Below are 23,054 nucleotides of genomic sequence, written 5' to 3'. Positions count from 1 at the left end.
CCCATTCCCAGCAGAAACCCGCGCGTAAGCTGCGGCTTCTGTACCCGGTCAAGGTGCTCCTCGCGCTCCATAAAGCTCACGGCAAACACCGGGTTCATGATGAAGGCTACTATGAGTGAGGCGCCCAGCGTGAGAATAAGCGTGACGGGCAAAAAGAACATAAACGAGCCTACAATACCGGGCCAGAACATCAGCGGCACAAACGGGGCCACGGTGGTGAGCGTGCCGGCCAGTACGGGTACGAATACCTCGCCGGCCGCATACTTGGCGGCCTGCGGGGTGCTTAGGTTGGGATGCTCGTGCAGCAGGCGGTGGGTATTTTCAATCACCACGATGGCGTCGTCGACCACGATGCCCAGCGCCAGCAAAAAGGCGAAGAGGACAATCATGTTCAGCGAAAAGCCGAACATGGGCAGCATAATAAACGCCAGGAACATCGACAGCGGCACAGACAAGCCCACAAACAAGGCATTGGTAGTGCCCATGAAAAACATCAGAATCAGGGTTACCAGCAAAAAACCGATGATAATGGTGTTAATCAGGTCATTAAGGGTATTGCGCGTGTCGTTAGACGTATCACCGGTAATCGTGATTTTCAGGCCTTTCGGCATGCTGGCTTCCGATTCTTTCACCAGCTGGTGAATCTTGTCGGAGGCGTCGAGCAGGTTTGCACCCTGGCGCTTCACCACGTTCAGGGCAATGGCAGGCTGGCCGTCGAGGCGGGCAAAGCTCTCGCGGTCTTTAAAGCCGTCCTGCACGGTAGCAATGTCGCCAAGCCGCACCGGTGAGCCGCGCAGGTTCTTAATCTGAATATCAGCAATATCGGCGGCATTCACATACTGGCCGGCCACGCGCACGGCGCGCTTCTGCGAGCCCACGTCGATAGAGCCCCCGAAACGGTAATATTCTCGCGGGCAATGGCATTCTCAATATCAGTAAAGCTGAGCTGCGACGCTTGCAGCTTATAGAGGTCCACATCTACGTTCACCTGTTGTTCCAGGGCGCCTACTATATCGACGCGGGTGATTTCGGGCAGCGCCTCAATCTTATCCTGAAAGTCGTCGGCGAGCTTTTTGAGCTGGGCAGCGGGCAGGTTGCCGCTCAGGTTGACGTACATAATCGGCTGCTCCGAAATGTTGACTTCCTTCACCAGCGGGGCGCTGGGCAGGTCGTTGGGCAGCTCGGTGCTGGCCTTGTCCACGGCATCCTTGATGAGCTGCTTGGCCGCCTGCACGTCAACGCCGGAGTTAAACTCCACATCGACAATACAATAGTCCTGGTTGGAGGTGGAGTTGATTTTCTTCACCCCGTTCACGCTCTTGATTTCTTTCTCAAGCTGGCGCGTCACCAGGTTCTCGATGTCGGTGGGCGACGTACCGGGGTACACCGTGGCCACAATAATGCGCGGGATAACGATATCCGGAAACTTCTCCTTACCCAGCTTGACGTAGGCAAAGATACCCGCTATCGAAAGCAACAGTGTGATAATATATATGCTGGTCTTGTTATTTATCGACCAGCTTGTGGGCCCAAACTCTTTTTCAATGTCTTGCATACTAGCTAGTTGTTACTTGAAAGAGTAGATTTAGCTGATTTTCACCGTCTGGCCGTCGTTCAGGTTCTGATAACCTGCCGAAATCACCTCATCGCCCGTGTGCAGGCCGCTGAGTATCTCCTGCTTGCCGTTGTAAGTCTGGCCGGTTTTGATGACGCGCTTCTGCGCTACGGCCTTGCCTTTTTCGCGCGCCACCACGAGTACGTAGGCGTTCTCTTCGTCGTGCTGCACCAGGTCAACGGGCAGTACGGTGGCGTTGGCGTGGCCATAGTTCTGAATGCGCACGGTAGCCACCATGTTGGGCCGCAGGCGGCTAGCCTTATCGGCCGGCAGGCGCAGCTCCACGGTGAAGGTGCGGCTGGTGGCCGAAATAGTGCGGCTTACGGTGCGCACGGTGCTCGGAATTTCTTCGTTTCCGAGGTCGGGCATGGCCACGAGCGCCTTATCGCCCGCCTTGATGCTGCCAGCGTAGGCTTCCGACACGTCGGCGAGCACTTTACCTCCCTGCCCGCTGTTGAGCTGCACTACCGGCGAGCCGGGCGCTACCGTTTCGCCGAGCTTGGGCAATACGTTATCAACCACGCCGCTGTACGGGGCCACCACGTTGTACATGGCTCGCTGCTGGTTGAGGGTGGAGAGGTTGCGCTGCAAACCCTCATAGGTATTTTTGGCTTGCAGGTATTGCATTTCAGTGCCAATCTGCTGCTTCCAGAGGCCGGCCTGCTTTTCGTACACAATGCGCGCCAGGTCCATGCGGGTGCGCAGCTCGGCAATACTGGCGTCGAGCACCGAGGCATCGACGGTAGCCAGCACTTGTCCCTTGTGCACCTGGTCGCCGCGCTGCACCCGCACGCTGGTAAGCGTGCCGGCTGCCCGTGAGCTTACGGTTGAGTTCTGGTCAAAATCGACCCGGCCCTGCACTTCGAGGTAGCCAGCAAAGTTTTCGGGAGCTACTTTCAGCACCGATACCGGCACGGCAGTACTGGCCGGGTCGGTCTTGCCCGCACCGGTTTTGGCTTCAAGGTCGGCTATTTTAGCCTGGGTAGCGGCCTGGTCGGCCTTGAGCTTAAGTAGCTCGGCATTGGGGTCTTTGGTGCCGCCGCAAGCGGTAAGGGCAACAGCAACAGTGGCAGAAAGAAGAAAGGAAGTGGGGCGCATAAAGTAGGAGCTGACGGCCATGCCGAGCATGACGTTCTTTTAAGAGTTTACTTGGCCTGGGTGTAGAGCTCGCCGGTGGCCTTGTCGCGGTCTACCTTCGCTACCAGCACATCATAAATGGCCGAGTAGTAGTTGGTTTGGGCTTCGCGCAGCGAGGTTTCGGCCGTAATGACTTCGAGGTTAGAGCCCACGCCGGCATTGAACTTGATGCGCGTGACGCGCGCCACATCGGCGGCCAGGTCGAGGTTGGCCTTTTGATTATCTAGCACGTCGAGGGCGTTGACGAGGGTAGCGCGGCTCTGCGCATCCTGCAAATCGATGCTCTGGCGCAGGGTTTCAAACCCTTTCTCAAGGGTTTGCTGCGCAATGCGCGCCTGCTGCACCTGGTAGCGGCGGCGGAAGCCATCAAACACCGGAATGTTCAGGGCCAGCCCCACGTTGCCGAAGCCAAACCAGTTCTGGTTGAGCTGACCGGCGCTGTTGGTCGAGGTAGGCCCCCGGAAAGCGAATAAGTCGCTTGCCGTCTTGGCTGAGCCCGAAAAGCCGTAAGCAGCCGTAAAGGCAAGGCGCGGATAAGCACCGGCCTGCCGGTTGCGCAGGTCGAGCCCTGCCAGGGCCTGCTGCGTTTGCAGGGTCGAGAACTCAATGCGGTTGTTGTAGTTGAAAACCGCGTTTGCCTGGCTGGGCTGGCCGTTGTTGATACCCGGCGTGGGCGGACCCGTAGTGCCCTGGCCTGCGCTGGTCGGGGCCGCCGGCAGACTACTCAGGCCAGTAGCCCCGCCACCAGTGCCGAAGCTGGCCGCTCCCAGGTTGCGACGCAGCGTTCCGGCATCAACGACCGCCGCGCCGAGCGAGTCGGTCAGCTGCACGGGCTGGCTTTGGGGCAGGCCCATCTGAAATTTGAGGAGCGCCACGCTCAACTCGGTGAGGCGCTGCGCTTTCTGCTGCTCTACCACCAGGTTGTTGCGCTGCACGCGCAGGCGGTCTACGTCGAGCTTTTCGGCAAAGCCCGCCTTAAACGTCTGGTTGGTTTGGTAAAGCACCGTGTCGAGGCGCTGCACGTTGCGGGCCAGCAGGGCCAGGCGCGAGCGCGCTACCAGCGTGCTATAGTAGGCTTTGCTTACCTGCTCTACTACGTCAATCTCGGCCTGCTGGGTCTGCTTTTTGGCGAGGTCGGTGTAGACCTTAGCTGCCTTCAGGCCAATAAGATAGGAGCCGTCAAAAATCTGCTGCGAGAATGAGGCCGATGTATTGCCCGCGTATTGCAGGCCAAAGGCAAACGGCTGAGGCGGTACCGATACCGGGTCGCCGTAAGTTGGCGCCAGCGTTATCGGGTTTCCGCCCTGGGCCTTGTTAATATCGGCTTGCGTAAGGGTTGTGCCTTTTAGCACCGGGCCGGCCAGCGCGCCAAAGTCAACCAGCGACTTTTGCAGCTTGAAGTTGTCGGCCACGTTGGCCCCCACGTTCAGCTGCGGCAGGCCCTGGGCTTTTATTTCGCCCACGCGGGCGGCCGCGGTCTGCTCGGCCAGGCGCGTGGCCTGCAGGCTCGATTTGTTTTGCACGGCAAAGTGCACCGCCTGCGAGAGGCTCAGGGCCATTGGGCCGGAAGAGGGCTGGCTCGGAAGCGCGGCCGGCGCCTGGGCCAGGGCCGGAGCTGCCGGCCCAAAGGCCAGCGCCGAGGTGGCCAGCAACGCGCCTAATAAGGATTTATTCATAACAGGTGAAAGACGAACAGTCTGGTAAAGAGCAGGTAAAGAGCCGGGCTATTCTTCCTCGGTGATACGGCGATACTCATTAATAAGCTTGTGACCCTTGAGCGTAGCCACCCCCAGAAGAAAATGCTCGTCGAATACCCGGTTCACGCGGTCGGGCCCAAACTGGGCGGGCGGGTACAGCACCGGGTCGAAGGCCAGCTCAATCTGGGCCAGGTTGAGGCGGGCCAGCACCTCCACGTCGAGGTCGGGGCGGTAGAGGCCTTCGGCCATACCCCGGCGCAGGTTCTGGGTTATTTGGTTGAGGATGAAAGTGTTTTTGTGGGCTACAAATAGTACCCACGCATCGGGATGATACTTGCGCAGGTCGTAGAAAATGCTGGGGTGAATGTTGCTGAACTGCTGGTCGGCCCAGTGCGAGAGGTTCAGCATTTCTTCCACGGCGTTGGCTGCCGGGGCTGCTATGCTGGCGCACTCGCCCTGCACCTTAGCCAGGTGCGTGCTCATCACGGCCAGCACGATTTCGTCTTTGTTGGTGAAGGTCTTATAAAGCGTCTTTTTCGACATCGCCAATTCGGCCGCGATATCGTCCATGCTCACACTCTTGATGCCGTTGCGCATAAAAAGCGCCGCCGCTTGGTGCAGAATCCGGTCCTTGGTTTCTATCATGACGCTGCAAAGATACAACGGAAACTTTTGATGTCCCCAAAGTTTCCATGTTATTTTTCGCTCGCGTCAGCCGACCAGAGTAGTTTTTTAACCTGACGGATTAACTCCGCTTTTACTTTAAGCAGGTCCAGTATTTTCGGGACTTTGAGAATAAGCCCGACCAGTAATGACTAATTTTATTGTCGGCGCAAAGCTAATAATATTAGTTAAAATTGCCAACTCTTTTTTAGTAAAAGTTAAACGCCGCTGAGCGGCCCCCCACGGCATCCCCGCAGGTAAATACCTTTGCGCTCCATCCCGCTCACTTCGTACTTATGAAAATCCGCGTTGGCTTCGGCTACGACGTTCACCAATTGCAGCCGGGCCTGCCGTTCTGGCTGGGCGGCATCCTGGTACCGCACACCCACGGCGCGCTCGGCCACTCCGATGCCGACGTGCTCATCCACGTTATCTGCGATGCGCTGCTGGGCGCGGCCAACCTGCGCGACATCGGCTTTCATTTCCCCGATACCGACCCGCAGTACAAGGGCATCGACAGCAAGAAGCTACTGGCCCACACCTTGCGTCTGCTACGCGAAAAAGGCTATGAGCTGAGTAATATAGACTCTACTATATGTTTGGAGCAGCCGAAGGTGAACCCACACATCCCGGCCATGCGTCAGGCGCTGGCTCAGGTAATGACCGTTGAGGAAGACCTGATTTCCATTAAGGCCACCACGACCGAGAAGCTCGGCTTCGTGGGGCGGCAGGAAGGCGTGGCCGCGTACGCTACCGTTTTGATTTATAAAGCATAATACCAACAGTTTCTCATGAAATTCATTCCTATCTGGCTGGCCGCCCTGGCGCTCCCGGCTTTGGTGCAGGCGCAGACTAGCCCAGCCAAAACTAAAATCAAGCTTAAAAACGTGCCGGCTGCGGGTATTGCACCGCATGGCCCGGTGCCGGTGCCAGCTCAAACGGTCGACTACGTCACTACATACGCTGAGCGCTATATTACGCAGGAGCACCTGCGGCGCGACCTCAGCGTGCTGGCTTCGGATGAGTACGAGGGCCGCGAAACGGGCACTAAGGGCCAGAAAATGGCCGCCGCTTACATCAGCAAGCAGTTTGCCGCCGACAGCCTGGTAGCCCCCGTTACGACCAATAACGCCAACCCTTACCTGCAAACCTTCAATCTCGAGCGCAGCGCCTGGCAGACGGGCGGTACCATCACCGTGGGCGGCAAGGCCTACGAATGGCTGAAGGATTTTTATGCGTTTGGCCGCTCGCCGTTTCAACAGGCTACGGCCGTGCAGCCAGTATTTGTGGGCTATGGTATCGAGCAGGGCTCGTATTCCGACTACACGGGCCGCGACGTGAAAGGCAAAGACCTTATTATGATGCTGGGCGAGCCGTACACCGCCGAAGGCAAGTCGGTGCTGAGTGCCGACGGCACACCCACCAAGTGGGCCGTTGATTTTCGGGCCAAGGCCGCGCTGGCCGCGCAAAAGGGTGCCCGCAGCGTCTTTTTTGTCGATTTTTCGCCCAAGGCCGATTTTGGTAAGCTGGTCGCCCGCCTCACGCCGCGTATTATGCAGCCTACCATCGCCGCTGCCGACCAGGCGGGGGGCAGGGCGCCGTCATTCTTCGTGTCGCCGACCCTGGGCCTGAAGCTGCTGGGTACCAGCGACGCAACCATTCGGAGCTACGAAACGGCTACGGCCGCCGCCAGGCAGCCGGTGGCGAGCAAGGTAAAGCCGCCTAAATTCAGCATCAGCGCGCCGCAGGAGCGCAGCGCCGTAAGCACCGAAAACGTGCTGGGCTTTTTGCCGGGCACCGATAAGAAAGAGGAGATTCTGGTGGTGTCGGCGCACTACGACCACCTCGGCATCATTGGCGGGCAGGTGTACAACGGGGCCGACGACGATGGCTCGGGCACGGTGGGGATGCTCAGCATTGCGCAGACCTTTACCAAGGCGGCCCACGCCGGGCACGGCCCGCGCCGCAGCATCCTGTTTTTGGCGAATACCGGCGAGGAGAAAGGCCTGCTCGGCTCCGAGTATTATACCGACCACCCGGTATTCCCGCTGGCCAGCACCATCACCGACCTCAATATTGATATGATTGGTCGCACCGACGATGCGCACCAGGGCAAGCCTGACTACGTGTACGTTATCGGGTCAGATAAATTGTCGTCGCAGCTGCACGCGGCACTCATCGCGGCCAATCAGCAGCACGGCAACCTCGACCTCGACTACCGCTTCAACGACCCCAACGACCCGAATCGGTTTTACTACCGCTCCGACCACTACAACTTCGCTAAGAAGGGGATTCCGGTGGCGTTTTTCTTCAATGGCGTGCATCCCGACTACCACGAGGCCAGCGACGAGATTTCCAAAATTGAGTTTGATAAGCTGGAGGCACGGGCCCGGCTGGTATTCTACCTGGCCTGGGATTTGGCGAACCGGGAGGCGCGGCCGGTGGTAGACTCGAATAAGCCCTAAGCGCAGAGTCTCGCGGAGTTGGCAGAGTTTCGCAAAGTTTTTAGCTATGCACGAAAACGTTATTTCCGGCCATATTTTAACAGCTGCTTTTCGAGTGCATACTGTGCTGGGGCCGGGGCTGATGGAAGCAGTGTACGAAGCGGCACTTATGCACGAGCTACGAAAAGCGGGATTACGAGTAGAGAGTCAGGTGCCCTTACCGGTAATTTATGATGGGGTGCGCCTGGAAGTTGGCTATCGACTCGACTTGCTGGTAGAAGACAAAGTGGTTGTAGAATTGAAATCAGTCGAAAGCTTTCACCCGATGCACGCTAAGCAGTTGACCAACTATCTGAAACTGTCAAAATTCAAGCTGGGCCTACTGCTTAATTTCAACGTTCCCTCCTTAAAAGACCACATTGTTCGCATTGTCAACGGCCTCTAGCTCCGCGAAACTCTGCTAACCCTGCGAAACTCTGCGCGAAATGACGAAAGCCCAAAACTTCCAAACTGACGCGGACAAAAAGGCCTTCGACCTCGAGCACCGCCGCAAAATCCGGTTCAATATCGGTAAATACGACGCGGCCGTGAGCGCTGGTATGCAGCATTACGCCGACCACGAGCTGGCCCGCACCCGCGCGGCATATATAAAATACAATATATTAGAAAATCTGGACGAACACCTGCTGGAGTTTGAGAAAAACTTCACCGCGCGTGGTGGGCGGGTAGTGTGGGCCAACGACGCCCAGGAAGCCCTGGCCGAAATCGGCCGCCTCACGGAAGCCCGCAGCGCCCGCACCGTGGTGAAGGCCAAGAGTATGACCACTGAGGAAATCCACGTTAACCAGTACCTCAAAAGCCGGGGTGTGGAATCGGTCGAAACTGACCTGGGCGAGTACATTGTGCAGCTCAACGGCGAGCGCCCCTACCACATCGTGACGCCGGCCATGCACCTGAGCAAGGCCGACATCGCCGATATTTTCGTCAAGCACCTCGGTATTGAGCATACCGACGATGCGCAGCAGCTGGTGCTCACGGCGCGCCACCTGCTACGCGACAAGTACACTTCGGCCGAGGTCGGCATTACGGGCGGTAATTTCCTGATTGCCAAGGAGGGTGCCGTGGCCGTTACCGAGAACGAAGGCAATGCCCGGCTCTCGGCTACTTTTTCGGGGCTGCACATCGCGGTGGTGGGCATCGAAAAGCTCATTCCCCAGCTCACCGACCTTGACTTGTTCTGGCCGCTGCTCAGCACCAGCGGCACCGGGCAGCAGGTGACGGTGTATAATACCGTGTATTTCGGCCCGCGCCAGCCCGGCGAAACCGACGGCCCCGAGGAGATGGTCGTTATTCTGCTCGACAACGGCCGTACCAACCTGCTGGCCCGGCCCGACCGCCGCGAGGCCCTGCGCTGTATTCGCTGCGGGGCCTGCCTCAACGTGTGCCCGGTGTACAAAAATATCGGCGGCCACACCTACGAAACCACGTATTCGGGTCCCATCGGCTCGGTTATCAGTCCGCACTTGTCGGGCCTGAAAGAGCACCAGCACCTGAGCTTTGCCAGCAGCCTGTGCGGGGCGTGCACCAGCGTATGCCCGGTACGCATTAACCTGCATAACTTATTGCTGCTCAATCGCCAGCAAAGCGTAGCCGAAGGTCATAACGCGTCCGTGGAGAGGTTGGCCATCGGCCTCTGGCGCTGGAGCATGCGCCACCGCTGGGCGCTCGATGTGCTGCCTGGCCGCCTCAAAGACTTTAGTCTCGGCTACCTGCTCGACCAAGCCGGCTGGCGCAAGCGCCGCGAAAGTCTGCACGTAGCCGACAAGTCGTTTCGGCAGCTGTGGCTGGCTAAATCATAGCGGCGGCCAGCCTGCTTGCGGCGGCACTACGCGCTGGCTGGCAGCCAGTAAAGGCTTCTGTCCGTACAGGTGCTTATGCCGTTTGCTGTAAAGTTTATTAGCCACCTGCTGGTGGGGCTGGCCGGGGGCTGGGTCGTTATTATTACCGTATCGGGGGCCATTCGCTCCTTCATATTGCCACGCAACGAGTCGGTGCGGCTCAACGCCTTCGTGTTTGGGGGAGTACGGGCGCTGTTCGACTTCGCGGCGAGGCATAGCAGCACTTTTGCCCACCGCGACCGCATCCTGGCCCACTATGCGCCGGTAGCGCTGGTAGCATTGCCTATTGGCTGGCTGGCGCTGGTGGGAGCGGGATTTACGGCCATCTTCTGGGCGCTGGGCGTCGAAAGCATTACCAAGAGCTATGAGCTGAGTGGCAGCTCCTTGCTCACGCTGGGTACGACGCCGGTGCGGGGCCTGGCCCTCAACATATTCAGCTACTCCGAGGCCACGCTGGGCTTGCTGCTGCTTACGCTGTTAATATCGTATTTGCCCACTATTTACCAGGCCTTTTCGCGCCGCGAAGTGGTAGTGGCCCAGATAGAGCTGCGCGCCGGTATGCCCCCGTAGCCAGCGGCCTGCTCAAATGGCTCGGCCACGATGGCAACTTCGCCAACGACGACGCGCAATGGCTGGCCTGGGAGCACTGGTTGGTTGAAATTGACGAAAGCCATACCTCACTGCCGGTACTCGCTTTCTTTCGCTCGCCACAGGCTGGCCGGTCCTGGGTCACGGCGGCCGGACTGGTACTTGACACAGCCAACCTGCTGTTTTCGGCGCTCGACGTTCCCCGCTCGCGGCAGGTCGAGCTAACGTTTACGGCCGGTTGCCTGGCGGTAAACCGGGTGCAGCGCTTTTTCGATAAGAAAGCCGAAACGCAGCCCACCGAGCTGCGCACGCCCGAAGAAGTCGCCGCTGCTAACCCCGGACGCGAAGCCTTTGCCAAAGTATGGCAGGAGCTGCGCGATGGCGGCCTGCCCGTGCGCCCCGATGAAGAAGCCGCCTGGCAGCACTACCAGGCACTGCGGATGCGCTACGCGCCCTCCATTGAGTTTTTAAGTCAGCTGCTGCTGGCGCCGGCAATGGGCTCGCTGCATTAAGGGCTTACTCGTCGGGCAAGATGTTAACGTCCTGCACCAGCACCATTTTCTCGATTTCGCGGCCCCGCGTAGTATTGGCCAGGCCGCCGAGGGCAGTTTCCTTGTAGCGGGTTTCCATGCTCTGGCCCACCTCGCCGAGGGCGGCCACGCACTGGTCGACCGGAATAACCGGGTCAACGCCCGCGATGGCAATCTGGGCCGACGAAAACGCGATGGCCGCCGCCGAGGCGTTGCGCACCACGCAGGGTACTTCCACGAGGCCCGCCACGGGGTCGCACACCAGCCCGAGCATGCACTGAATGGTAATGGCCACGGCCGCAAAGGTCTCTCCCACCGTGCCGCCGAGGCAATATACAATGGCCCCTGCGCCCATGGCAGCGGCCGAGCCGGTTTCGGCCTGGCAGCCGCCTACCGCGCCAGCCAGCGAGGCATTCTGCTCGATAATGAGCGCAATGCCGGCTGCTACTAACAGCCCTTCCAGGATTTTGCGGTCGTCGAGCTGATGGATGCGCTGAATGGTGGTGAGCACGCCCGGCAGAATGCCCGACGCGCCGGCCGTGGGCGCGGCCACCACCCGGCCCATGCAGGAGTTTACTTCTTTGGCGCCTAGCGCACTTACAACCAATTGCTTAAATTCCGGCGAGAGTACCGTGACGGGCGAGGCGGCAATCTTCTTGGCCCCGTTATTTATCATGCCCGAGCGCGAGGTCATGTTGCCGGTCTGGCCCTCGTGCACGGCATTGCGCATCACATCGTAGGCCCGTTGCAGCGTGGGCCAGATGGCTTCTTCCGTCGCCCCTTTTTGCTCAATCTCATAAGCCAGCACGGGCTGGTAGAGCGGCTCGCCGGTAGCGGCGCAGTGTGCCTGCCAGGAAGCAAAATCAGTGAATAAGAGCGACATGACAGGGTGGGTGGGAGTAGAGCGGTAATAGAGAATGTTTAAAGGTAAAAAAGAACGTCATGCTGAGCTTGTCGAAGCATGACGTTCTTTTTTCACCTGATGCTAGTAGGCATGGCCCCTACTTTGCCGCCGGCTCTTTAGTCGTCACCAGCTTTATACTGGCCGAGTTGATGCACAGGCGCAGGCCGCCGGGCGGCGGGCCATCGGGGAAAACGTGGCCCTGGTGGGCATCGCACACGTTGCAGAGCACTTCCACGCGGGTCATGCCGTAGCTGGTGTCTTTCTTGTACCTGACAGCGGTCTCGTCGACGGGCTGCGTAAAGCTGGGCCAGCCGGTGCCGCTCTCAAACTTGGTACGCGAGTCGTAGAGCGGGGTGCCGCAGCACACGCAGGCATACAGGCCGGCTTCGTGGGCCTCGCAATACTCGCCGGTGAAGGCGCGCTCAGTGCCGTGCTCACGCGTGACGTGGTACTGCTCGGGCGTGAGCTGGGCCTTCCATTCGGCAGCGGTTTTCTCCACGCTGCGGGGCGGGGTCGGGGCGCCGTGGTTGGCCAGGCGGATAACGTCGTTCCAGGTTTGCATAAGGAAAAATAACAGAGAGTTGTGTGAGTAAAACGTTTGACGACGCCCAGGGTTCAAAGCGGCGGGGTTGGGGTGGCTATGCCCACTCGCGTAGCAGTTCCAGCCCCGCCGGCCAGTTGCCGTGGCCGCTGGCCGCGTTGAGGTGGCCGGCGGCTTCGAGTAATATCAGCTTGCTGCCCCAGGCCTCGGCAAACTGCCGGGCCCGCGCTACGCTTACCCACTCATCGGTGGTGCTGGCGACTACTTTACTCGGAAAAGGCAGGCGTTGCAGCGGCATTGGCCCGAAGCCGGTGGTGGGAAAGGCGGCGAAAGACGACGTATCTACGTCGGCGGGCGCCACCAGCAGCGCGCCTTTTATACGGTGGCCATAGGTGTTGGCCCAGTGCGCCACCGTCACGCAGCCCAGGCTGTGGGCAATGAGCACTACCTGGCTTAGGTCTTCGCCGGCCAGTGCCTGTTCGAGGGTAGCAACCCAGTCGTCTTTGTCGGGCGCATCCCATTCGCGCTGCTGAATGCGGGTGAAATCCGGGTTTTGCCGCTCAAAATAGCTTTGCCAATGTTCGGGCCCCGAGCTGCCCAGGCCGGGCACGATAAAGAAGTGAGTTTTTCTTTGCATGGCTAAAAGTAGCTCGCCAGCCATTTTTCGCGTTAGATACCGACTATGAAACTTCTCTCCGCCGCCCAAATCCGCGCGCTCGACCAGGCCACCATTGCCGAGCAGCGCACCACTTCGACTGCGCTCATGGAGCGGGCCGCCATGGCCCTGGGCGACTGGCTGCGCCGCCACTACAGCCCCCGCGAGGCCGGCGAAATATGGCTGCTGTGCGGCCCCGGCAACAACGGCGGCGATGGCCTGGCCCTGGCACGCTTGCTATTTATGGCCGGCTACGCCGTGCGCCTGGGCCTGCTGCCGGCTGAGAAATACTCAGATGACTATCAGTACAACCACCACGTACTGCCCAAAGTCATCCCGATAACTGAGCTAAGCGCTGATAATCTGCCCGCTATTCAACCGGGCACGCTGGTAATTGATGCGCTATTTGGCACCGGCCTCAGCCGTCCGCTCGATGGGCTGGCCGCCACCGTAGTGCGTCACCTCAATGACAGCCACGCCCGGGTGATAGCCGTGGATTTGCCCAGCGGCCTGCTCGCCGATGCGCCCCAGGCCGATGCCAGCACCCCCATTGTGCGGGCCACCCACACCATCAGCTTCGGCCTGCCCAAGCGGGCTTTTCTGCTGCCGCAAAATGCCGGGTATGTGGGCGAGTGGTACGTAGTAAATATTCAGCTTAGTGAATGTTTTGTCGGGCAGGCTGAAACGCCCTGGCAGCTTACGCGCATGCCGGGCACGTTGGGTTTCGATGCCGCTCTGGCCGCTATTACGCCCGACGTGACCCTGCCCAGGCGCAGCAAATTTGCCTATAAAAATACCTTTGGCCATGCCCTGCTGCTGGCGGGCAGCCGGGGCAAGATGGGCGCTGCCGTGCTGGCGGCCGGGGCCTGCCTGCACGGCGGCGTGGGCTTGCTCACGGTGCGCGTGCCGGCCGCTGGCTACGACATTATCCAAACCACCCGGCCCGAGGCCATGTGTCTGCCCGACCCGCAGCCCGATTTTATCAGTGAGCTGCCGGATTTAGCAAGCTATCAGGCCATTGGTATCGGGCCCGGCCTGGGGCAGGAGGAGGCCAGTCGCGCCGTGCTCGAACAGCTGCTGCGCACGGCCAAGGTGCCGCTCGTCATCGACGCCGACGCCCTCAACCTGCTGGGCCAGCACCGCGAGCTGCTAGACCTGCTGCCCGAAAATACGGTGCTCACGCCCCACATCGGCGAGTTTACGCGCCTCACCGACAAGGCCCGCGACGACTACCATCGCCTCGATTTACTGCGCCAGTTTGCGCAGCAGCGCAAGTGCGTGGTCGTCTTGAAAGGAGCTTACACTGTCGTGGCTGCGCCCGATGGCCAGGTGTTTTTCAACAGCACCGGTAACCCCGGCATGGGCACCGGCGGCAGCGGCGACGTGCTCACCGGACTGGTACTGGCGCTGCGGGCCGACCAGCGCCTCGACCCGCTGCGGGCCGTGCGCCTCGCCGTGCTGGCCCATGGCCACGCCGGCGACCTCGCCGCTGCCGAAACCGGAGAGGCCGGGCTGGTAGCCGGCGATTTGGTGCGCTTTATCGGCCCGGCCCTGCAGGCGCTGACGGTGTAGCGGGCAGTCTGCCCTGCCGAAGTCAGAAATATTCAAAAAATAAAATACGCCGCTGCCTGCACCAGCAGCAGGCCATCGGTAACCAGGGCAAAGAAATAGTCGCCCCGCCGCTCCTGCGCTGCGATGATAACGGCGGCGCAGAGGGCAGTCGGCAGCACGACCGCCAGCGGTGAGGCCTCGCGCCCCAGGCCCAGCGCCATGGCGGCGGCCAGAAAGCTCAGCGACACCAGCTTAGCCCCGTTGATGCCCAGCAGCACCGGAAATGTGCGTAGCGCCACGGCGCCGTCGCGGCTGTAGTCGCGGATGTCGAACACAATGGCCAGGGCCACGACCAGGCAAAACCGCTGCCCCAGCAGCCCCAGCGCCGAGGCCAGGGGCCGGTGCAGCGCCAGCGCGGGCAGGCCCACCGTCACGGCAGCCCACACCCCCGCAATCAGAAATACTTTCAGCAGCGGCACTTCGCGGATGGCCCGCCAGCGCCCCCGCCACGGCAGCACCGGCCACGAGTAGCCAATAGCCAGCGCCGCTAGGGGCAGCAGTATCGGCAAAAAATGCACCCAGCCATCCGTGAGCAGCAGGTAGGCTCCCGTGAGAGCGGCCGTACCCGCCAGTCCCAGCATAGCCGGCCGGTGCCGCTGCTGCCAGGCCTTGCGGCCCGAGGTGCCCGGCGGCTGGCTGTGCTTAAAGGGCAGCGCCGCATCGAGGTTGTAGGTCAGCAGCGTGGCCGCAAATACCAGCACTACGGTGTGCAGGCCGGCCACCCCCTGGCTAGAGGCCGGCCACAGGCGCAGTGTGGCGGCCGTTTGGGCCGCTGCTGCCGTAGCCAGCCACACGCTGCTGTAAAGCAGCGCGTCGAGCAGGCGCAGGGGGAGGGCACGGCTGGCAGCGGGCATGGCTGGGTAAAAAGTGGCACAAATAAAAGAACGTCATGCTGAGCGGTTCGCTGCTCGGCATGACGTTCTGCTAACCGTTGGGGCCGGCTAAGCGGCCGGCTGGTCGCCAAACGTTTCTTCGTAGAGCTTGATGCTGTCGTTGATGATGCGGTAGGCTTCTTCGCGGCCCAGGAACTGCTTTACTTCTACATGCTTGTTTTCGAGCGCTTTGTAGTCTTCGAAAAAGCGCTGCATCTCCAGCATCATGTAGGGTGGCAGGTCGCTCAGCTCATTATAGTGATTTACCGATACATCGTGGGCGGCCACGGCGATGATTTTATCATCCTCCTCGTCCTGGTCCAGCATCTGCATCACGCCGATAACCTTAGCCTCCACGAGGCACATGTGCGGAATATCGACCGAGCACAAAACCAGAATGTCAAGCGGGTCTTTGTCGTCGCAGTACGTCTTCGGAATAAAGCCGTAGGCGGCCGGGTAATGCACGGCCGAAAACAGCACGCGGTCGAGCTTGAGCAGGCCGCTGTCTTTATCCAGCTCATACTTGCCTTTGCTGCCTTTGGGGATTTCGATAACACCGATAACAGTTTCGGGTAAATTATCGCCGCGCGATACGTCGTGCCAAGGGTTGAAATGGGTCACGTTTAGTGTGGGGATGAAGAATAAATGGGAGAATAACGTAAAAGTCGGGCCGAACGCCGAACTACCTATTTCAGCACTTCCAAAAGCGGCGTGCCGCTGGTGCCGCTGGGCTCCTGAATGTGCAGGTAGCGAGCCACAGTAGGGGCAATGTCTACAATCTTGACTTCCTCGGCCGACTCGCCGTGGCGCACGTGCCAGCCCCAGAACAGCAGCGGTACGTGGGTATCGTAGGCCCATGAGGCGCCGTGCGTGGTGCCCTTCACCACGGGGTAGCTGTAGGCTTCGAGCCAGCCCGGCGACATCACAAACAGCACGTCGCCCGAGCGCGGGGCATAAAAGCCGTTGGCCTGGTACATGCTCAGGCCCACCGGCCAGGCATTGCGCTGCAAGTCGGTAGCCGAGATGGCTTGCGCAATGTGCGGCTGCTGGCGCAGAATCTCGGCCACTTCGTTTTGCACTTTGGCCAGCTCCAGCTTTTTCTCCAGCAGCAGCGGGCGGTTGAGGTACACCTGCTGGTTTTCGAAGTCGAGCAGCCAGTTGCCGGCCCGTAGCGGCGCACCAGGGCACGCTGCACCGAGTCGCGCACAGACGCCGTGCCCAGGCCGCCGCCCGGCAGGCGGTGGGCTTCCAGAAACCCGGCTGCCTGGTCAGCTCCGTGGTCGGCAGTCAGAAATACCAGCGCCTCCCCTTTGCCCACTTGCTTATCAATAGCCTCCAGCATACGGGCCAGGTCGCGGTCGAGGCGCAGGTAAGTATCCTCCGTTTCGATGGCCGTAGTGCCAAACTGGTGCCCCACGTAGTCGGTGCTGCTAAAGCTCAGGGTCAGAAAGTCGGTTTGCCCGCGTTGGCCCATTTGCTCCTGGCGCAGGGTTTCGATGGCAAAATCGGCCGTGAGCGAGTTGCCGAAAGGGGTGGAGCGGATGAGGTCGAGGTTTTGGGTAGGCGCGGCGGGCTGCTTCTCGCCCGACGACTTTTCGGTGGCTTTCACGGCCGCCGACGGGGTAGCGCTCAGCGTAGGCAGGTCGTGCGGAAAAACCGGCTTGGCCTCGCCCTTAAAAGCCGATTCCCAGGGCACATCGTCGGGGGTGCTTTCGGTGTATTCACCAATCGGCAGCAGGGTGTTCCAGGGCTGGCTGAGGTACTGCGCGGCGTGGCCCGCCGCATTAAACTTGCTGACCCAGTCGGGCAGCGCCGGCATATAGAACGTACTGGTAATGAACGCCCCATTGGAGCCATCGTACCAATAGGCGGCGTTGGCCGCGTGCCCGGCCGGCAAAATACTGCCCCGGTCCTTGATGCACACGCCAATTACTTTGCTTTGAAAATTGGTCGCCAGCCGCAGCTCGTCGGTAATAGTAGTGGCCAGGTTGTGGCGCGGCGACATCTGGCCCGCGGCCAGCGTGCCGCCCACCGATTGCACGGTTTTGTCGTCGGTCACGTAGGTGGTTTTGCCGGTTTCGCGCTCGTACCAGTTGTTGCCCACAATGCCGTTGGTGGCCGGCGTAGTGCCCGTAAAGATGCTCGTGTGGCCCGGCCCGGTATAGGTAGGCACGTAGTTGTAGTGGCAGCTTTCGTAGCTGAAACCCTCGCCCAGCAGGCGCTTAAAGCCGCCGCTGCCCAGCTTATCCCAGTAGCGGTACAGGTAGTCGTACCGCATCTGGTCGATTACAATGCCCACCACCAGCTTGGGCCGCGCAAGGGCCGGGCCTTTCTTCTGCGCCAGGGCGGGCAGGGCGAGTAAGGTCAGCAGCAATATCTTTTTCATGCAAAAGCCGGTAAAGAAGGCCGACAAAGATACCGTGCCAGTGAATGAGCGAGCCGGTAATTCGGCAGAATGCTGAGTTAAATCTGTGTTTCTATTGCCTGACGCGCTTTCGGCGGGCTGACTTTTCTCGATGCTTATGCCCAATCTTCACGCCCTCATCTTCGATATGGACGGCGTCCTCATCGATAACACACCTGTGCAGGCCCGCGCTTTCCAACTGCTTTTCCGCGACCAGAGTGTGCAGGTCGATGCCACTCAGCTGCTGCGCCGCCTGAACGGCGCGCCGGCCTCCGAAATTCTCAAGGAAGCCTTCGCCGAAAGGCCCCAGACCGCTAAGCAGCTCGAAGCTCTGGCCAGCCAGCGTGAATTTCTCTACCGCACGCTGTATTGGGACGACCGCCGCGCCCTGCCTGGCCTGGTCGATTTCTTGGAAGCTGCCCGCGCCGCCGGCCTCAAAATCGGCCTCGGTACCGGCTCGGGCCAGGAAACCATCAGCTACATCCTCGACGACCTCAACCTGCGCCGCTTCTTCGATGTAGTTATCACGAAAGACGACGTGGATAAGGGCAAGCCCCACGCCGATACCTATTCTGTAACGGCCCAAAAGCTGGGCGTGAAGCCCGAACACTGTGTGGTATTTGAGGATGCCTTGCTGGGCGAGCAGGCCGCCTACCGTGCCCACATGCACTGCGTAGCCGTGGCTTCGACCCTGCCGGGCCGCGATTTTCAGGCCCCACTGCTAGTCATCCGCGATTTTACCGAGTTGACGCCCGAGAAGCTGCGCGAGACGTTTGCAACAGCGAGACCAGTGCCTACACCCGCTAAGCAGCGGGCGTAGCGCTATGATAGAGAGGTTTTATATGCTGCAAATGGTCGTGGCTGTTGCAGAACTCCAGGTGGGTAGGCACTCAGTTAGAGAACTGACTTGAAGAGAGTTAGAATCGGTCAACCAAGCGCTAAAAAGCGAGCTATAGGGCCCTTGTTGCGCCGGGTATAGGGCCAGTGCCACGCTGGCGGGCTGCTTTGGCTGATGCTTGAGCAGCTTCTTCAAGTTGTAGGCAATCGCACTGAGCAGCATAGTTTTATGAGCTGCTGCCTGGCCCTTGGTGCCGACCCGTCGTAGCCCGTAGTGGTGGAGTAAGCTGCCAAAAACTGGTTCGACGGTGCGTTGCCGGAGCCGGCGCATCTGCTGGCCGGCCCGACTGTGTTGCCGGTGCCACGCGCGCCGATAGGCCGCATCAAAAGCCGAGCGCACGAACTTCTGCTGGGGCGCGGCCGGGGTGCAGCTCATCTTCAACGGGCAGTGCTGGCAGTCCTGATAAGCCGCCCGGTAATTCTTGACCCAGTTGCCGTCTTTGCTGGTGGCATAATTGCGAAAAGGCAGCAACTTGCCCGCTGGACAGCGAAACGCATCTAGCTCCGTTTCATACGTAAAGCCTTCGGGGCTGGCTTGTAGTGCCCAAACACGGGAATCCAGGGCGTAATCCCGCGCTGCTCCAGAAAAATATAGTTGAAGCCGTTGGAGTAGCCCGTATCAGCTACCAAGTCGTGCATGGGCAACTCGTTGGTCGCTAGCCGGGTTTGCAGCCGAGCGACCAGCTCTGGCAAGTGCGCACTGTCGCGACGGTCGGCAAAGTCGGCTTGGATGTGGCTGATGAGGCCGCTGGCTGTGTCCACGGCCACGCTGCACAGATAGTTGAGGGCGCGGGCTTTGCCGGGCTTGACGGAAATGCGCGCTTCGGGGTCGGTCGGACTATAGTGGGTCTTATTGCTCAGCAGCTGGGCTTTGGGGTGCTGGGCGCCCAGTCCACCCGGCGCGGCTTGCCGTTTGGCCCGCCGGGCCGCCTCGCGGCGCAGCTGGTGGGCCGGTGCGGACCGCACAACGGGCGCTGGGAGCACCTGCGGCTTGCCGGCAACTGTTAAGGAAGGGCCGACGGCCGCGGGCTTCTCGCGCAGCGTATCGAGCGAAGCCGCCGCTTTGACGGGAGCCGAGTCCACCACCTGGGTATCGCCGGCCACTAGCCCGGCGCGTACGCACTGGGCAAAGACCTGGTCAAAGAGGTGCTCGAAGACGGCCGCCGGATACAGCTGGCGAGTGCGACTGATAGTCGAGTGCCAAGGTAAGTCCTCGTCCACTTCATAACCCAGAAAATAGAGAATGTCGAGGCGCAAGGCGCACTGCTCGATTAGGCGCCGGTCGCTGACGATATTTTCCAGTCTACCTACCAGCACCAGCTTGAAAAACACCACTGGGTCGAGCGAGGGCTGTCCGGTGTGGCTGTAGACGGAGCGGGTCTGCTCGCGCAGAAACTCCCAGTCTAACAAGTCGCGCAAACGACGATAGAAATTGTGCTTGGGCACGCGCTCGGAGAGGCGGAAGCACAGGCTGAGTTTATCGTGGAAGTCTTTCTGGCCTTGCATCCGTTTTATACGAGCGCCCTACTTCTCCGATACTTCTGCAACAGCCACGGTCGTTTGCTAGAACGTAAAAGGGTATTTACAAATCGTTTTTTTAGTAATATCAGGCTGCTCGTAACCATTGATTATAGAGTACTTCCACACAATGCTTTCAACGCATAATTTATGTTTCCTAAAAGAAGTAACTGCTAAACTCCCTTTAGGCTTGAAGATAGAGTCTCCAGGTAAAATATATTTGCCGAATTCGGGAGGTAAATAGTGAATATATAAATTATTTCTATCTATGCTAAGGATGGGAAAGCCTCTATTGAAACCTTCAATATCCTGCACTGTGCCGCTTATTTGGGAATTTAGATATTTTGAGTAGCTCTTGGCGCTGATAACACTTGAACCATAAAGCAAAAAGAATACTCCTGTCACAAAAAAGGCAATACCCCAAATGAGTGGTTTAGACCTTAGATTAGATAGCTTCATACAATGCTTAGCGAGCAAAAAACAGGGTTATTTTAAGAATGATGCTACTTTATAACCTATTATAAGTTTTGTGAAAATAGCTTTATTTTAAGACCTGTCCAGTAAGACATGTTACTTTAAGTGGCTTTGCTTCTGTATGCTTACCCCACCTTGGCCGGCGTTTCCATATACGTGCCGCACACCTTGCACGTGCGCAGGTCATCATTAGCCCAGAAGCGGTTCATAATGGGCGGCAGCTGAGCTACGATGTCGGTAATCTCGGCAAACTCCTCGTAGAGCTGGTGGCCGCAGTTTTCGCAGTACCACTGAAAGCCGTCGAGCTCGCCGGCCGTGCGGTAGCGCTCCAGCACCAGGCCCACGGTGCCGGCCGGCCGGCGCGGCGAATGCGGCACGCCGGCCGGCAGCAGAAACATATCGCCGGCTTTTATTTCGATATCCACTGGCTGGCCATCTTCGATAATCTTCACCACAATATCGCCTTCGAGCTGCCAGAACAGCTCTTCGCCCTCGTCCACGTGGTAGTCTTTGCGGGCGTTGGGGCCGCCCACTACCATCACAATAAAGTCTTTATTATCCTTGAAAACCTGCTGGTTCCCTACGGGGGGCTTAAGCAGGTGGCGGTGGTCAGCAATCCACTGCGTAAAGTTAAAGGGGCGGGCAATGGGCATAGGGGTTGGTAAAAGAGGGACAATACAAAGCTAGCTACCGGGCCGCCGCTACTTTTGTTGAAATAATATAGCACCAGTAAAGTATTGGATAGACTGCCAGCACCTGTTTCTTTGGCGCCCAATTGCCTGGAATGGCGATGGTTGGGACTACTAATGGTGGTGTACGCCGGGTTATTCGCCTGGTACAGCTGGCCGCTGAGCCGGGAGGTTAGTACGGCCTTTGTGGGCTACGCCAACGGCGACGCCAACCAATACATCTGGAACGTCTGGAATTTTCGGCGGCAGGTAGTGGCGGGGCATAGCCCCATGTTTACGCCGCTGCTGCTCTACCCGCAGGGCACCAGCCTCTGGCTGCATACCTACACCCAGGTGCTGGGCGTGCTTAATCTGGTGCTGAACCAGGAATTCTGGTCCGTTAACCTGGGGTTGCTGCTGAGCTTCGTGCTTTCGGGAGTAGGCGCAGCGCGGCTGGCGGGGCGCTGGGTGCGCCAGCCGCTGCTGTGTGCGCTGGTGGGGTTCGCTTTCGCTTTTTCGCCCTACAAGCTGGCCCGCTGGCCCGAGCACTACAACCTGCTGCTCACGGCCACGGTGCCTTTCTACCTCTCCGCTTTTCTCGATGCCTTTGCCTTCAAAGCCGGCCGGCTCTGGCCGCGCATACGGAGCCGGCGGGCGCTGGCATGGGTAATTATCTTATTGATAGTTAGTTTTTTCAGCGATTATTACGTACTGGCCGGGCTGTGCTATTTTTCGGCGGGCTACGCGGCGTGGTGGGGCCTGCGGCTGGGAGCTATCCGCTGGCGGCGCTGGCAGCCGTGGGCTTGGCTGGCAGCTATTTTTGTGCTGGGCCATTTTGTGTCGCGCGGCCTTGGGCTGCTGGGGCTCGATGACCGGGGTGGCATCTGGTGGGGCGGCGACCTGGCCGGCTATCTGGTGCCGCCCGTGGGCAGCCGCTGGCTCGCCACCGCCGCCACCGATGCCTTCTGGCACAGCCCCCGCTTCCACAGCCCGGCCTCTGTCGAGAATATTAGTTTTTTAGGATATATACTGCCGCTGGCCGCCTTATTTCTGGCAGTGGCCGCGCTGCGGTCGCGCCGCCTAGGTAGCCCGCCGGCCGCGCCCGCCACTCCCGCCGAAACCCGGCCCTTCTGGGCACTGCTGCTATTGTTTGTGCTGCTCACCATGCCCGAGCTGCGCTGGATGGGCCACGACCTGTTTCGCTTACCAACTGGCATCGTGCATTTTGTGCCCTTCTTCAACAATATTCGCTGTCCCGTGCGGCACGTAATGATGGCCTCGCTGCTACTGCCCCTGGCAGTCAGCATCGGCTTGGATAAGTGGCTGCTGGGGCGGGCGCGAGGCTGGCGCCTGGGGCTGCCGGCGCTGCTGCTGGCGGGCGTTTTCGGGGAGTATCAGCACACGGCCTACCCGCTTATTCGGACTGCTGACGTGCCGGAGGCTTACCGCCTGGCCGCGGCCTTGCCCGGCGGTATCCTGTTCCCTGTTCCCCTGGGCTTGCGCGATGGCAACCAGCAGGTGGGTATCATGAACCCTGCGGAGCTTTTTTACCAGACGCGCCACGCCAAGGCGCTGCGGGGCGGCTACCTCTCGCGGGTGCCAGCCGCCACTTTTGCGGCCTTCGCCCACGAGCCAGTGCTGCGCACGCTGCTTATTGCGGAGCAGCATCCCGATTCGCTGGCGCTGCTGCCTGCCCCCACGCCCGCCGAGCTGCTGGCTTTTCGGCAGCGCTACCCGCAAGCCATCTTTGTCATTCGTCCCGAGCAGCACGAGCAGCCGGCGCATCGCCTGCTGCGCCAATGGCTGCTGCCGGCCGGCTACACCGAGCAGTTGGTAGCGGGCTACGAGGGCGATTACAGCTTGCTAAAGCCTCCGCTGCCCGCTGGCTATTAAAGCCGTTTTGGTGTCAGTGTGGCAGTAGGGCTGAAGCGGCTCTAA

23 protein-coding genes and 1 pseudogene are annotated in these 23,054 nt (G+C 59.8%); 9 read left to right on the top strand and 15 right to left on the bottom strand.

Translation table 11 applies throughout. The features are described from left to right. Positions 1 to 56: 56 nt before the first annotated feature. The 4 genes and pseudogenes from GKZ67_RS24770 to GKZ67_RS17025 all read right to left on the bottom strand — a co-directional run. A pseudogene (locus GKZ67_RS24770) lies at positions 57 to 1,555 on the bottom strand (efflux RND transporter permease subunit); the annotation flags it as partial. 30 nt (positions 1,556 to 1,585) lie between these two features. Next, entirely contained in the window at positions 1,586 to 2,713 is a 1,128-nt protein-coding gene (locus GKZ67_RS17035) for an efflux RND transporter periplasmic adaptor subunit (protein ID WP_173244711.1), read from the bottom strand. A gap of 47 nt (positions 2,714 to 2,760) precedes the next feature. Further along, complete coding sequence (locus tag GKZ67_RS17030) at positions 2,761 to 4,428, bottom strand: TolC family protein (protein WP_173244708.1); 1,668 nt, start codon at positions 4,426 to 4,428, stop codon at positions 2,761 to 2,763. A gap of 48 nt (positions 4,429 to 4,476) precedes the next feature. Further along, complete coding sequence (locus GKZ67_RS17025) at positions 4,477 to 5,094, bottom strand: TetR/AcrR family transcriptional regulator (RefSeq protein WP_229725303.1); 618 nt, start codon at positions 5,092 to 5,094, stop codon at positions 4,477 to 4,479. Between the two features lie 314 nt (positions 5,095 to 5,408). Between GKZ67_RS17025 and ispF the strand changes: the two genes are divergently transcribed. The 6 genes from ispF (at position 5,409) to GKZ67_RS16995 (ending at position 10,554) form a co-directional block, all read left to right on the top strand. Next, the gene (gene ispF / locus GKZ67_RS17020; RefSeq protein ID WP_173244705.1) at positions 5,409 to 5,888 is read left to right on the top strand and encodes a 2-C-methyl-D-erythritol 2,4-cyclodiphosphate synthase; all 480 of its coding nucleotides are present in this window, start codon (positions 5,409 to 5,411) and stop codon (positions 5,886 to 5,888) included. 15 nt (positions 5,889 to 5,903) lie between these two features. Then, the gene (locus tag GKZ67_RS17015; protein ID WP_173244702.1) at positions 5,904 to 7,577 is read left to right on the top strand and encodes a M28 family peptidase; all 1,674 of its coding nucleotides are present in this window, start codon (positions 5,904 to 5,906) and stop codon (positions 7,575 to 7,577) included. A gap of 46 nt (positions 7,578 to 7,623) precedes the next feature. Next, positions 7,624 to 8,001, top strand: a complete 378-nt coding sequence (locus GKZ67_RS17010; protein ID WP_173244699.1) for a GxxExxY protein — start codon at positions 7,624 to 7,626, stop codon at positions 7,999 to 8,001. A 40-nt stretch (positions 8,002 to 8,041) separates the two neighbouring features. Then, positions 8,042 to 9,415: a LutB/LldF family L-lactate oxidation iron-sulfur protein gene (locus GKZ67_RS17005; RefSeq protein ID WP_173244696.1), complete on the top strand. Its 1,374-nt coding sequence runs from the start codon at positions 8,042 to 8,044 to the stop codon at positions 9,413 to 9,415. Between the two features lie 75 nt (positions 9,416 to 9,490). Next, on the top strand, positions 9,491 to 10,024 hold the full coding sequence (locus tag GKZ67_RS17000; protein ID WP_173244693.1) for a hypothetical protein: 534 nt from the start codon (positions 9,491 to 9,493) through the stop codon (positions 10,022 to 10,024). 80 nt (positions 10,025 to 10,104) lie between these two features. Then, positions 10,105 to 10,554: a hypothetical protein gene (locus tag GKZ67_RS16995; protein ID WP_173244690.1), complete on the top strand. Its 450-nt coding sequence runs from the start codon at positions 10,105 to 10,107 to the stop codon at positions 10,552 to 10,554. 4 nt (positions 10,555 to 10,558) lie between these two features. On the opposite strand, the gene sdaAA is transcribed toward GKZ67_RS16995, so the two are convergent. The 3 genes from sdaAA to GKZ67_RS16980 form a co-directional block, all read right to left on the bottom strand. Beyond that, the gene (gene sdaAA / locus GKZ67_RS16990) at positions 10,559 to 11,455 is read right to left on the bottom strand and encodes an L-serine ammonia-lyase, iron-sulfur-dependent, subunit alpha (protein ID WP_173244686.1); all 897 of its coding nucleotides are present in this window, start codon (positions 11,453 to 11,455) and stop codon (positions 10,559 to 10,561) included. Positions 11,456 to 11,573: 118 nt separating this feature from the next. Beyond that, the gene (gene msrB, locus GKZ67_RS16985; RefSeq protein WP_173244683.1) at positions 11,574 to 12,038 is read right to left on the bottom strand and encodes a peptide-methionine (R)-S-oxide reductase MsrB; all 465 of its coding nucleotides are present in this window, start codon (positions 12,036 to 12,038) and stop codon (positions 11,574 to 11,576) included. A gap of 76 nt (positions 12,039 to 12,114) precedes the next feature. Next, positions 12,115 to 12,654, bottom strand: a complete 540-nt coding sequence (locus GKZ67_RS16980; RefSeq protein ID WP_173244680.1) for an RBBP9/YdeN family alpha/beta hydrolase — start codon at positions 12,652 to 12,654, stop codon at positions 12,115 to 12,117. 45 nt (positions 12,655 to 12,699) lie between these two features. On the opposite strand from GKZ67_RS16980, the gene GKZ67_RS16975 reads away from it, so the two are divergent. Beyond that, on the top strand, positions 12,700 to 14,244 hold the full coding sequence (locus tag GKZ67_RS16975) for an NAD(P)H-hydrate dehydratase (protein ID WP_173244677.1): 1,545 nt from the start codon (positions 12,700 to 12,702) through the stop codon (positions 14,242 to 14,244). 32 nt (positions 14,245 to 14,276) lie between these two features. Here the strand turns inward: GKZ67_RS16975 and GKZ67_RS16970 are convergent, their stop codons facing one another. The 4 genes from GKZ67_RS16970 to GKZ67_RS16960 all read right to left on the bottom strand — a co-directional run bounded on the left by GKZ67_RS16970 (position 14,277) and on the right by GKZ67_RS16960 (position 17,541). Further along, positions 14,277 to 15,137, bottom strand: a complete 861-nt coding sequence (locus tag GKZ67_RS16970; protein ID WP_173244674.1) for a hypothetical protein — start codon at positions 15,135 to 15,137, stop codon at positions 14,277 to 14,279. 87 nt (positions 15,138 to 15,224) lie between these two features. Then, positions 15,225 to 15,776 carry an inorganic diphosphatase gene (locus tag GKZ67_RS16965; protein WP_173244671.1) on the bottom strand — a complete coding sequence of 184 codons (552 nt, stop codon included), beginning with the start codon at positions 15,774 to 15,776 and terminating at the stop codon, positions 15,225 to 15,227. Between the two features lie 65 nt (positions 15,777 to 15,841). Then, the gene (locus GKZ67_RS23830; RefSeq protein ID WP_254244899.1) at positions 15,842 to 16,222 is read right to left on the bottom strand and encodes a hypothetical protein; all 381 of its coding nucleotides are present in this window, start codon (positions 16,220 to 16,222) and stop codon (positions 15,842 to 15,844) included. Next, complete coding sequence (locus GKZ67_RS16960; RefSeq protein WP_254244898.1) at positions 16,135 to 17,541, bottom strand: alkaline phosphatase family protein; 1,407 nt, start codon at positions 17,539 to 17,541, stop codon at positions 16,135 to 16,137. The genes GKZ67_RS23830 and GKZ67_RS16960 overlap by 88 nt, the downstream gene beginning before the upstream one ends. 136 nt (positions 17,542 to 17,677) lie before the next feature. On the opposite strand from GKZ67_RS16960, the gene GKZ67_RS16955 reads away from it, so the two are divergent. Beyond that, positions 17,678 to 18,379: an HAD family hydrolase gene (locus GKZ67_RS16955; protein ID WP_173244668.1), complete on the top strand. Its 702-nt coding sequence runs from the start codon at positions 17,678 to 17,680 to the stop codon at positions 18,377 to 18,379. 18 nt (positions 18,380 to 18,397) lie between these two features. On the opposite strand, the gene GKZ67_RS25315 is transcribed toward GKZ67_RS16955, so the two are convergent. From GKZ67_RS25315 to GKZ67_RS16935, 4 genes are all read right to left on the bottom strand, one after another. After that, complete coding sequence (locus tag GKZ67_RS25315) at positions 18,398 to 18,928, bottom strand: transposase (RefSeq protein WP_173244665.1); 531 nt, start codon at positions 18,926 to 18,928, stop codon at positions 18,398 to 18,400. Positions 18,929 to 18,954: 26 nt separating this feature from the next. Further along, on the bottom strand, positions 18,955 to 19,962 hold the full coding sequence (locus GKZ67_RS16945) for a transposase (protein WP_173244662.1): 1,008 nt from the start codon (positions 19,960 to 19,962) through the stop codon (positions 18,955 to 18,957). Between the two features lie 57 nt (positions 19,963 to 20,019). Next, positions 20,020 to 20,433 carry a hypothetical protein gene (locus tag GKZ67_RS16940; protein ID WP_173244659.1) on the bottom strand — a complete coding sequence of 138 codons (414 nt, stop codon included), beginning with the start codon at positions 20,431 to 20,433 and terminating at the stop codon, positions 20,020 to 20,022. 140 nt (positions 20,434 to 20,573) lie between these two features. Further along, the gene (locus tag GKZ67_RS16935) at positions 20,574 to 21,101 is read right to left on the bottom strand and encodes a 3-hydroxyanthranilate 3,4-dioxygenase (RefSeq protein WP_173244656.1); all 528 of its coding nucleotides are present in this window, start codon (positions 21,099 to 21,101) and stop codon (positions 20,574 to 20,576) included. A 153-nt stretch (positions 21,102 to 21,254) separates the two neighbouring features. Between GKZ67_RS16935 and GKZ67_RS16930 the strand changes: the two genes are divergently transcribed. Continuing rightward, positions 21,255 to 23,009, top strand: coding sequence for a hypothetical protein (locus GKZ67_RS16930; RefSeq protein ID WP_173244653.1), 1,755 nt, complete (start codon positions 21,255 to 21,257; stop codon positions 23,007 to 23,009). Positions 23,010 to 23,054 lie beyond the last annotated feature (45 nt).

Origin of the sequence: Hymenobacter sp. BRD67 (assembly GCF_013256425.1) — a bacterium.
In the GTDB taxonomy this organism is placed as follows: Bacteria; Bacteroidota; Bacteroidia; order Cytophagales; family Hymenobacteraceae; genus Hymenobacter.
This window is presented reverse-complemented; position numbering and strand designations above follow the sequence as displayed.

Excerpts from the sequence above, each read along its gene's own strand:
- GKZ67_RS16970 (WP_173244674.1), bottom strand. The coding sequence starts at position 15,137 with ATGCCCGCTGCCAGCCGTGCCCTCCCCCTGCGCCTGCTCGACGCGCTG.
- GKZ67_RS17010 (WP_173244699.1), top strand. The coding sequence starts at position 7,624 with ATGCACGAAAACGTTATTTCCGGCCATATTTTAACAGCTGCTTTTCGA.
- GKZ67_RS16955 (WP_173244668.1), top strand. The coding sequence starts at position 17,678 with ATGCCCAATCTTCACGCCCTCATCTTCGATATGGACGGCGTCCTCATC.
- GKZ67_RS17025 (WP_229725303.1), bottom strand. The coding sequence starts at position 5,094 with ATGATAGAAACCAAGGACCGGATTCTGCACCAAGCGGCGGCGCTTTTT.
- GKZ67_RS16960 (WP_254244898.1), bottom strand. The coding sequence starts at position 17,541 with ATGAAAAAGATATTGCTGCTGACCTTACTCGCCCTGCCCGCCCTGGCG.
- GKZ67_RS16940 (WP_173244659.1), bottom strand. The coding sequence starts at position 20,433 with ATGAAGCTATCTAATCTAAGGTCTAAACCACTCATTTGGGGTATTGCC.
- GKZ67_RS16930 (WP_173244653.1), top strand. The coding sequence starts at position 21,255 with ATGGTGGTGTACGCCGGGTTATTCGCCTGGTACAGCTGGCCGCTGAGC.
- GKZ67_RS16945 (WP_173244662.1), bottom strand. The coding sequence starts at position 19,962 with ATGCAAGGCCAGAAAGACTTCCACGATAAACTCAGCCTGTGCTTCCGC.
- GKZ67_RS16975 (WP_173244677.1), top strand. The coding sequence starts at position 12,700 with ATGAAACTTCTCTCCGCCGCCCAAATCCGCGCGCTCGACCAGGCCACC.
- GKZ67_RS17000 (WP_173244693.1), top strand. The coding sequence starts at position 9,491 with ATGCCGTTTGCTGTAAAGTTTATTAGCCACCTGCTGGTGGGGCTGGCC.
- GKZ67_RS17035 (WP_173244711.1), bottom strand. The coding sequence starts at position 2,713 with ATGCGCCCCACTTCCTTTCTTCTTTCTGCCACTGTTGCTGTTGCCCTT.
- sdaAA (WP_173244686.1), bottom strand. The coding sequence starts at position 11,455 with ATGTCGCTCTTATTCACTGATTTTGCTTCCTGGCAGGCACACTGCGCC.
- ispF (WP_173244705.1), top strand. The coding sequence starts at position 5,409 with ATGAAAATCCGCGTTGGCTTCGGCTACGACGTTCACCAATTGCAGCCG.
- GKZ67_RS16980 (WP_173244680.1), bottom strand. The coding sequence starts at position 12,654 with ATGCAAAGAAAAACTCACTTCTTTATCGTGCCCGGCCTGGGCAGCTCG.
- msrB (WP_173244683.1), bottom strand. The coding sequence starts at position 12,038 with ATGCAAACCTGGAACGACGTTATCCGCCTGGCCAACCACGGCGCCCCG.
- GKZ67_RS17030 (WP_173244708.1), bottom strand. The coding sequence starts at position 4,428 with ATGAATAAATCCTTATTAGGCGCGTTGCTGGCCACCTCGGCGCTGGCC.
- GKZ67_RS17005 (WP_173244696.1), top strand. The coding sequence starts at position 8,042 with ATGACGAAAGCCCAAAACTTCCAAACTGACGCGGACAAAAAGGCCTTC.
- GKZ67_RS17015 (WP_173244702.1), top strand. The coding sequence starts at position 5,904 with ATGAAATTCATTCCTATCTGGCTGGCCGCCCTGGCGCTCCCGGCTTTG.
- GKZ67_RS16935 (WP_173244656.1), bottom strand. The coding sequence starts at position 21,101 with ATGCCCATTGCCCGCCCCTTTAACTTTACGCAGTGGATTGCTGACCAC.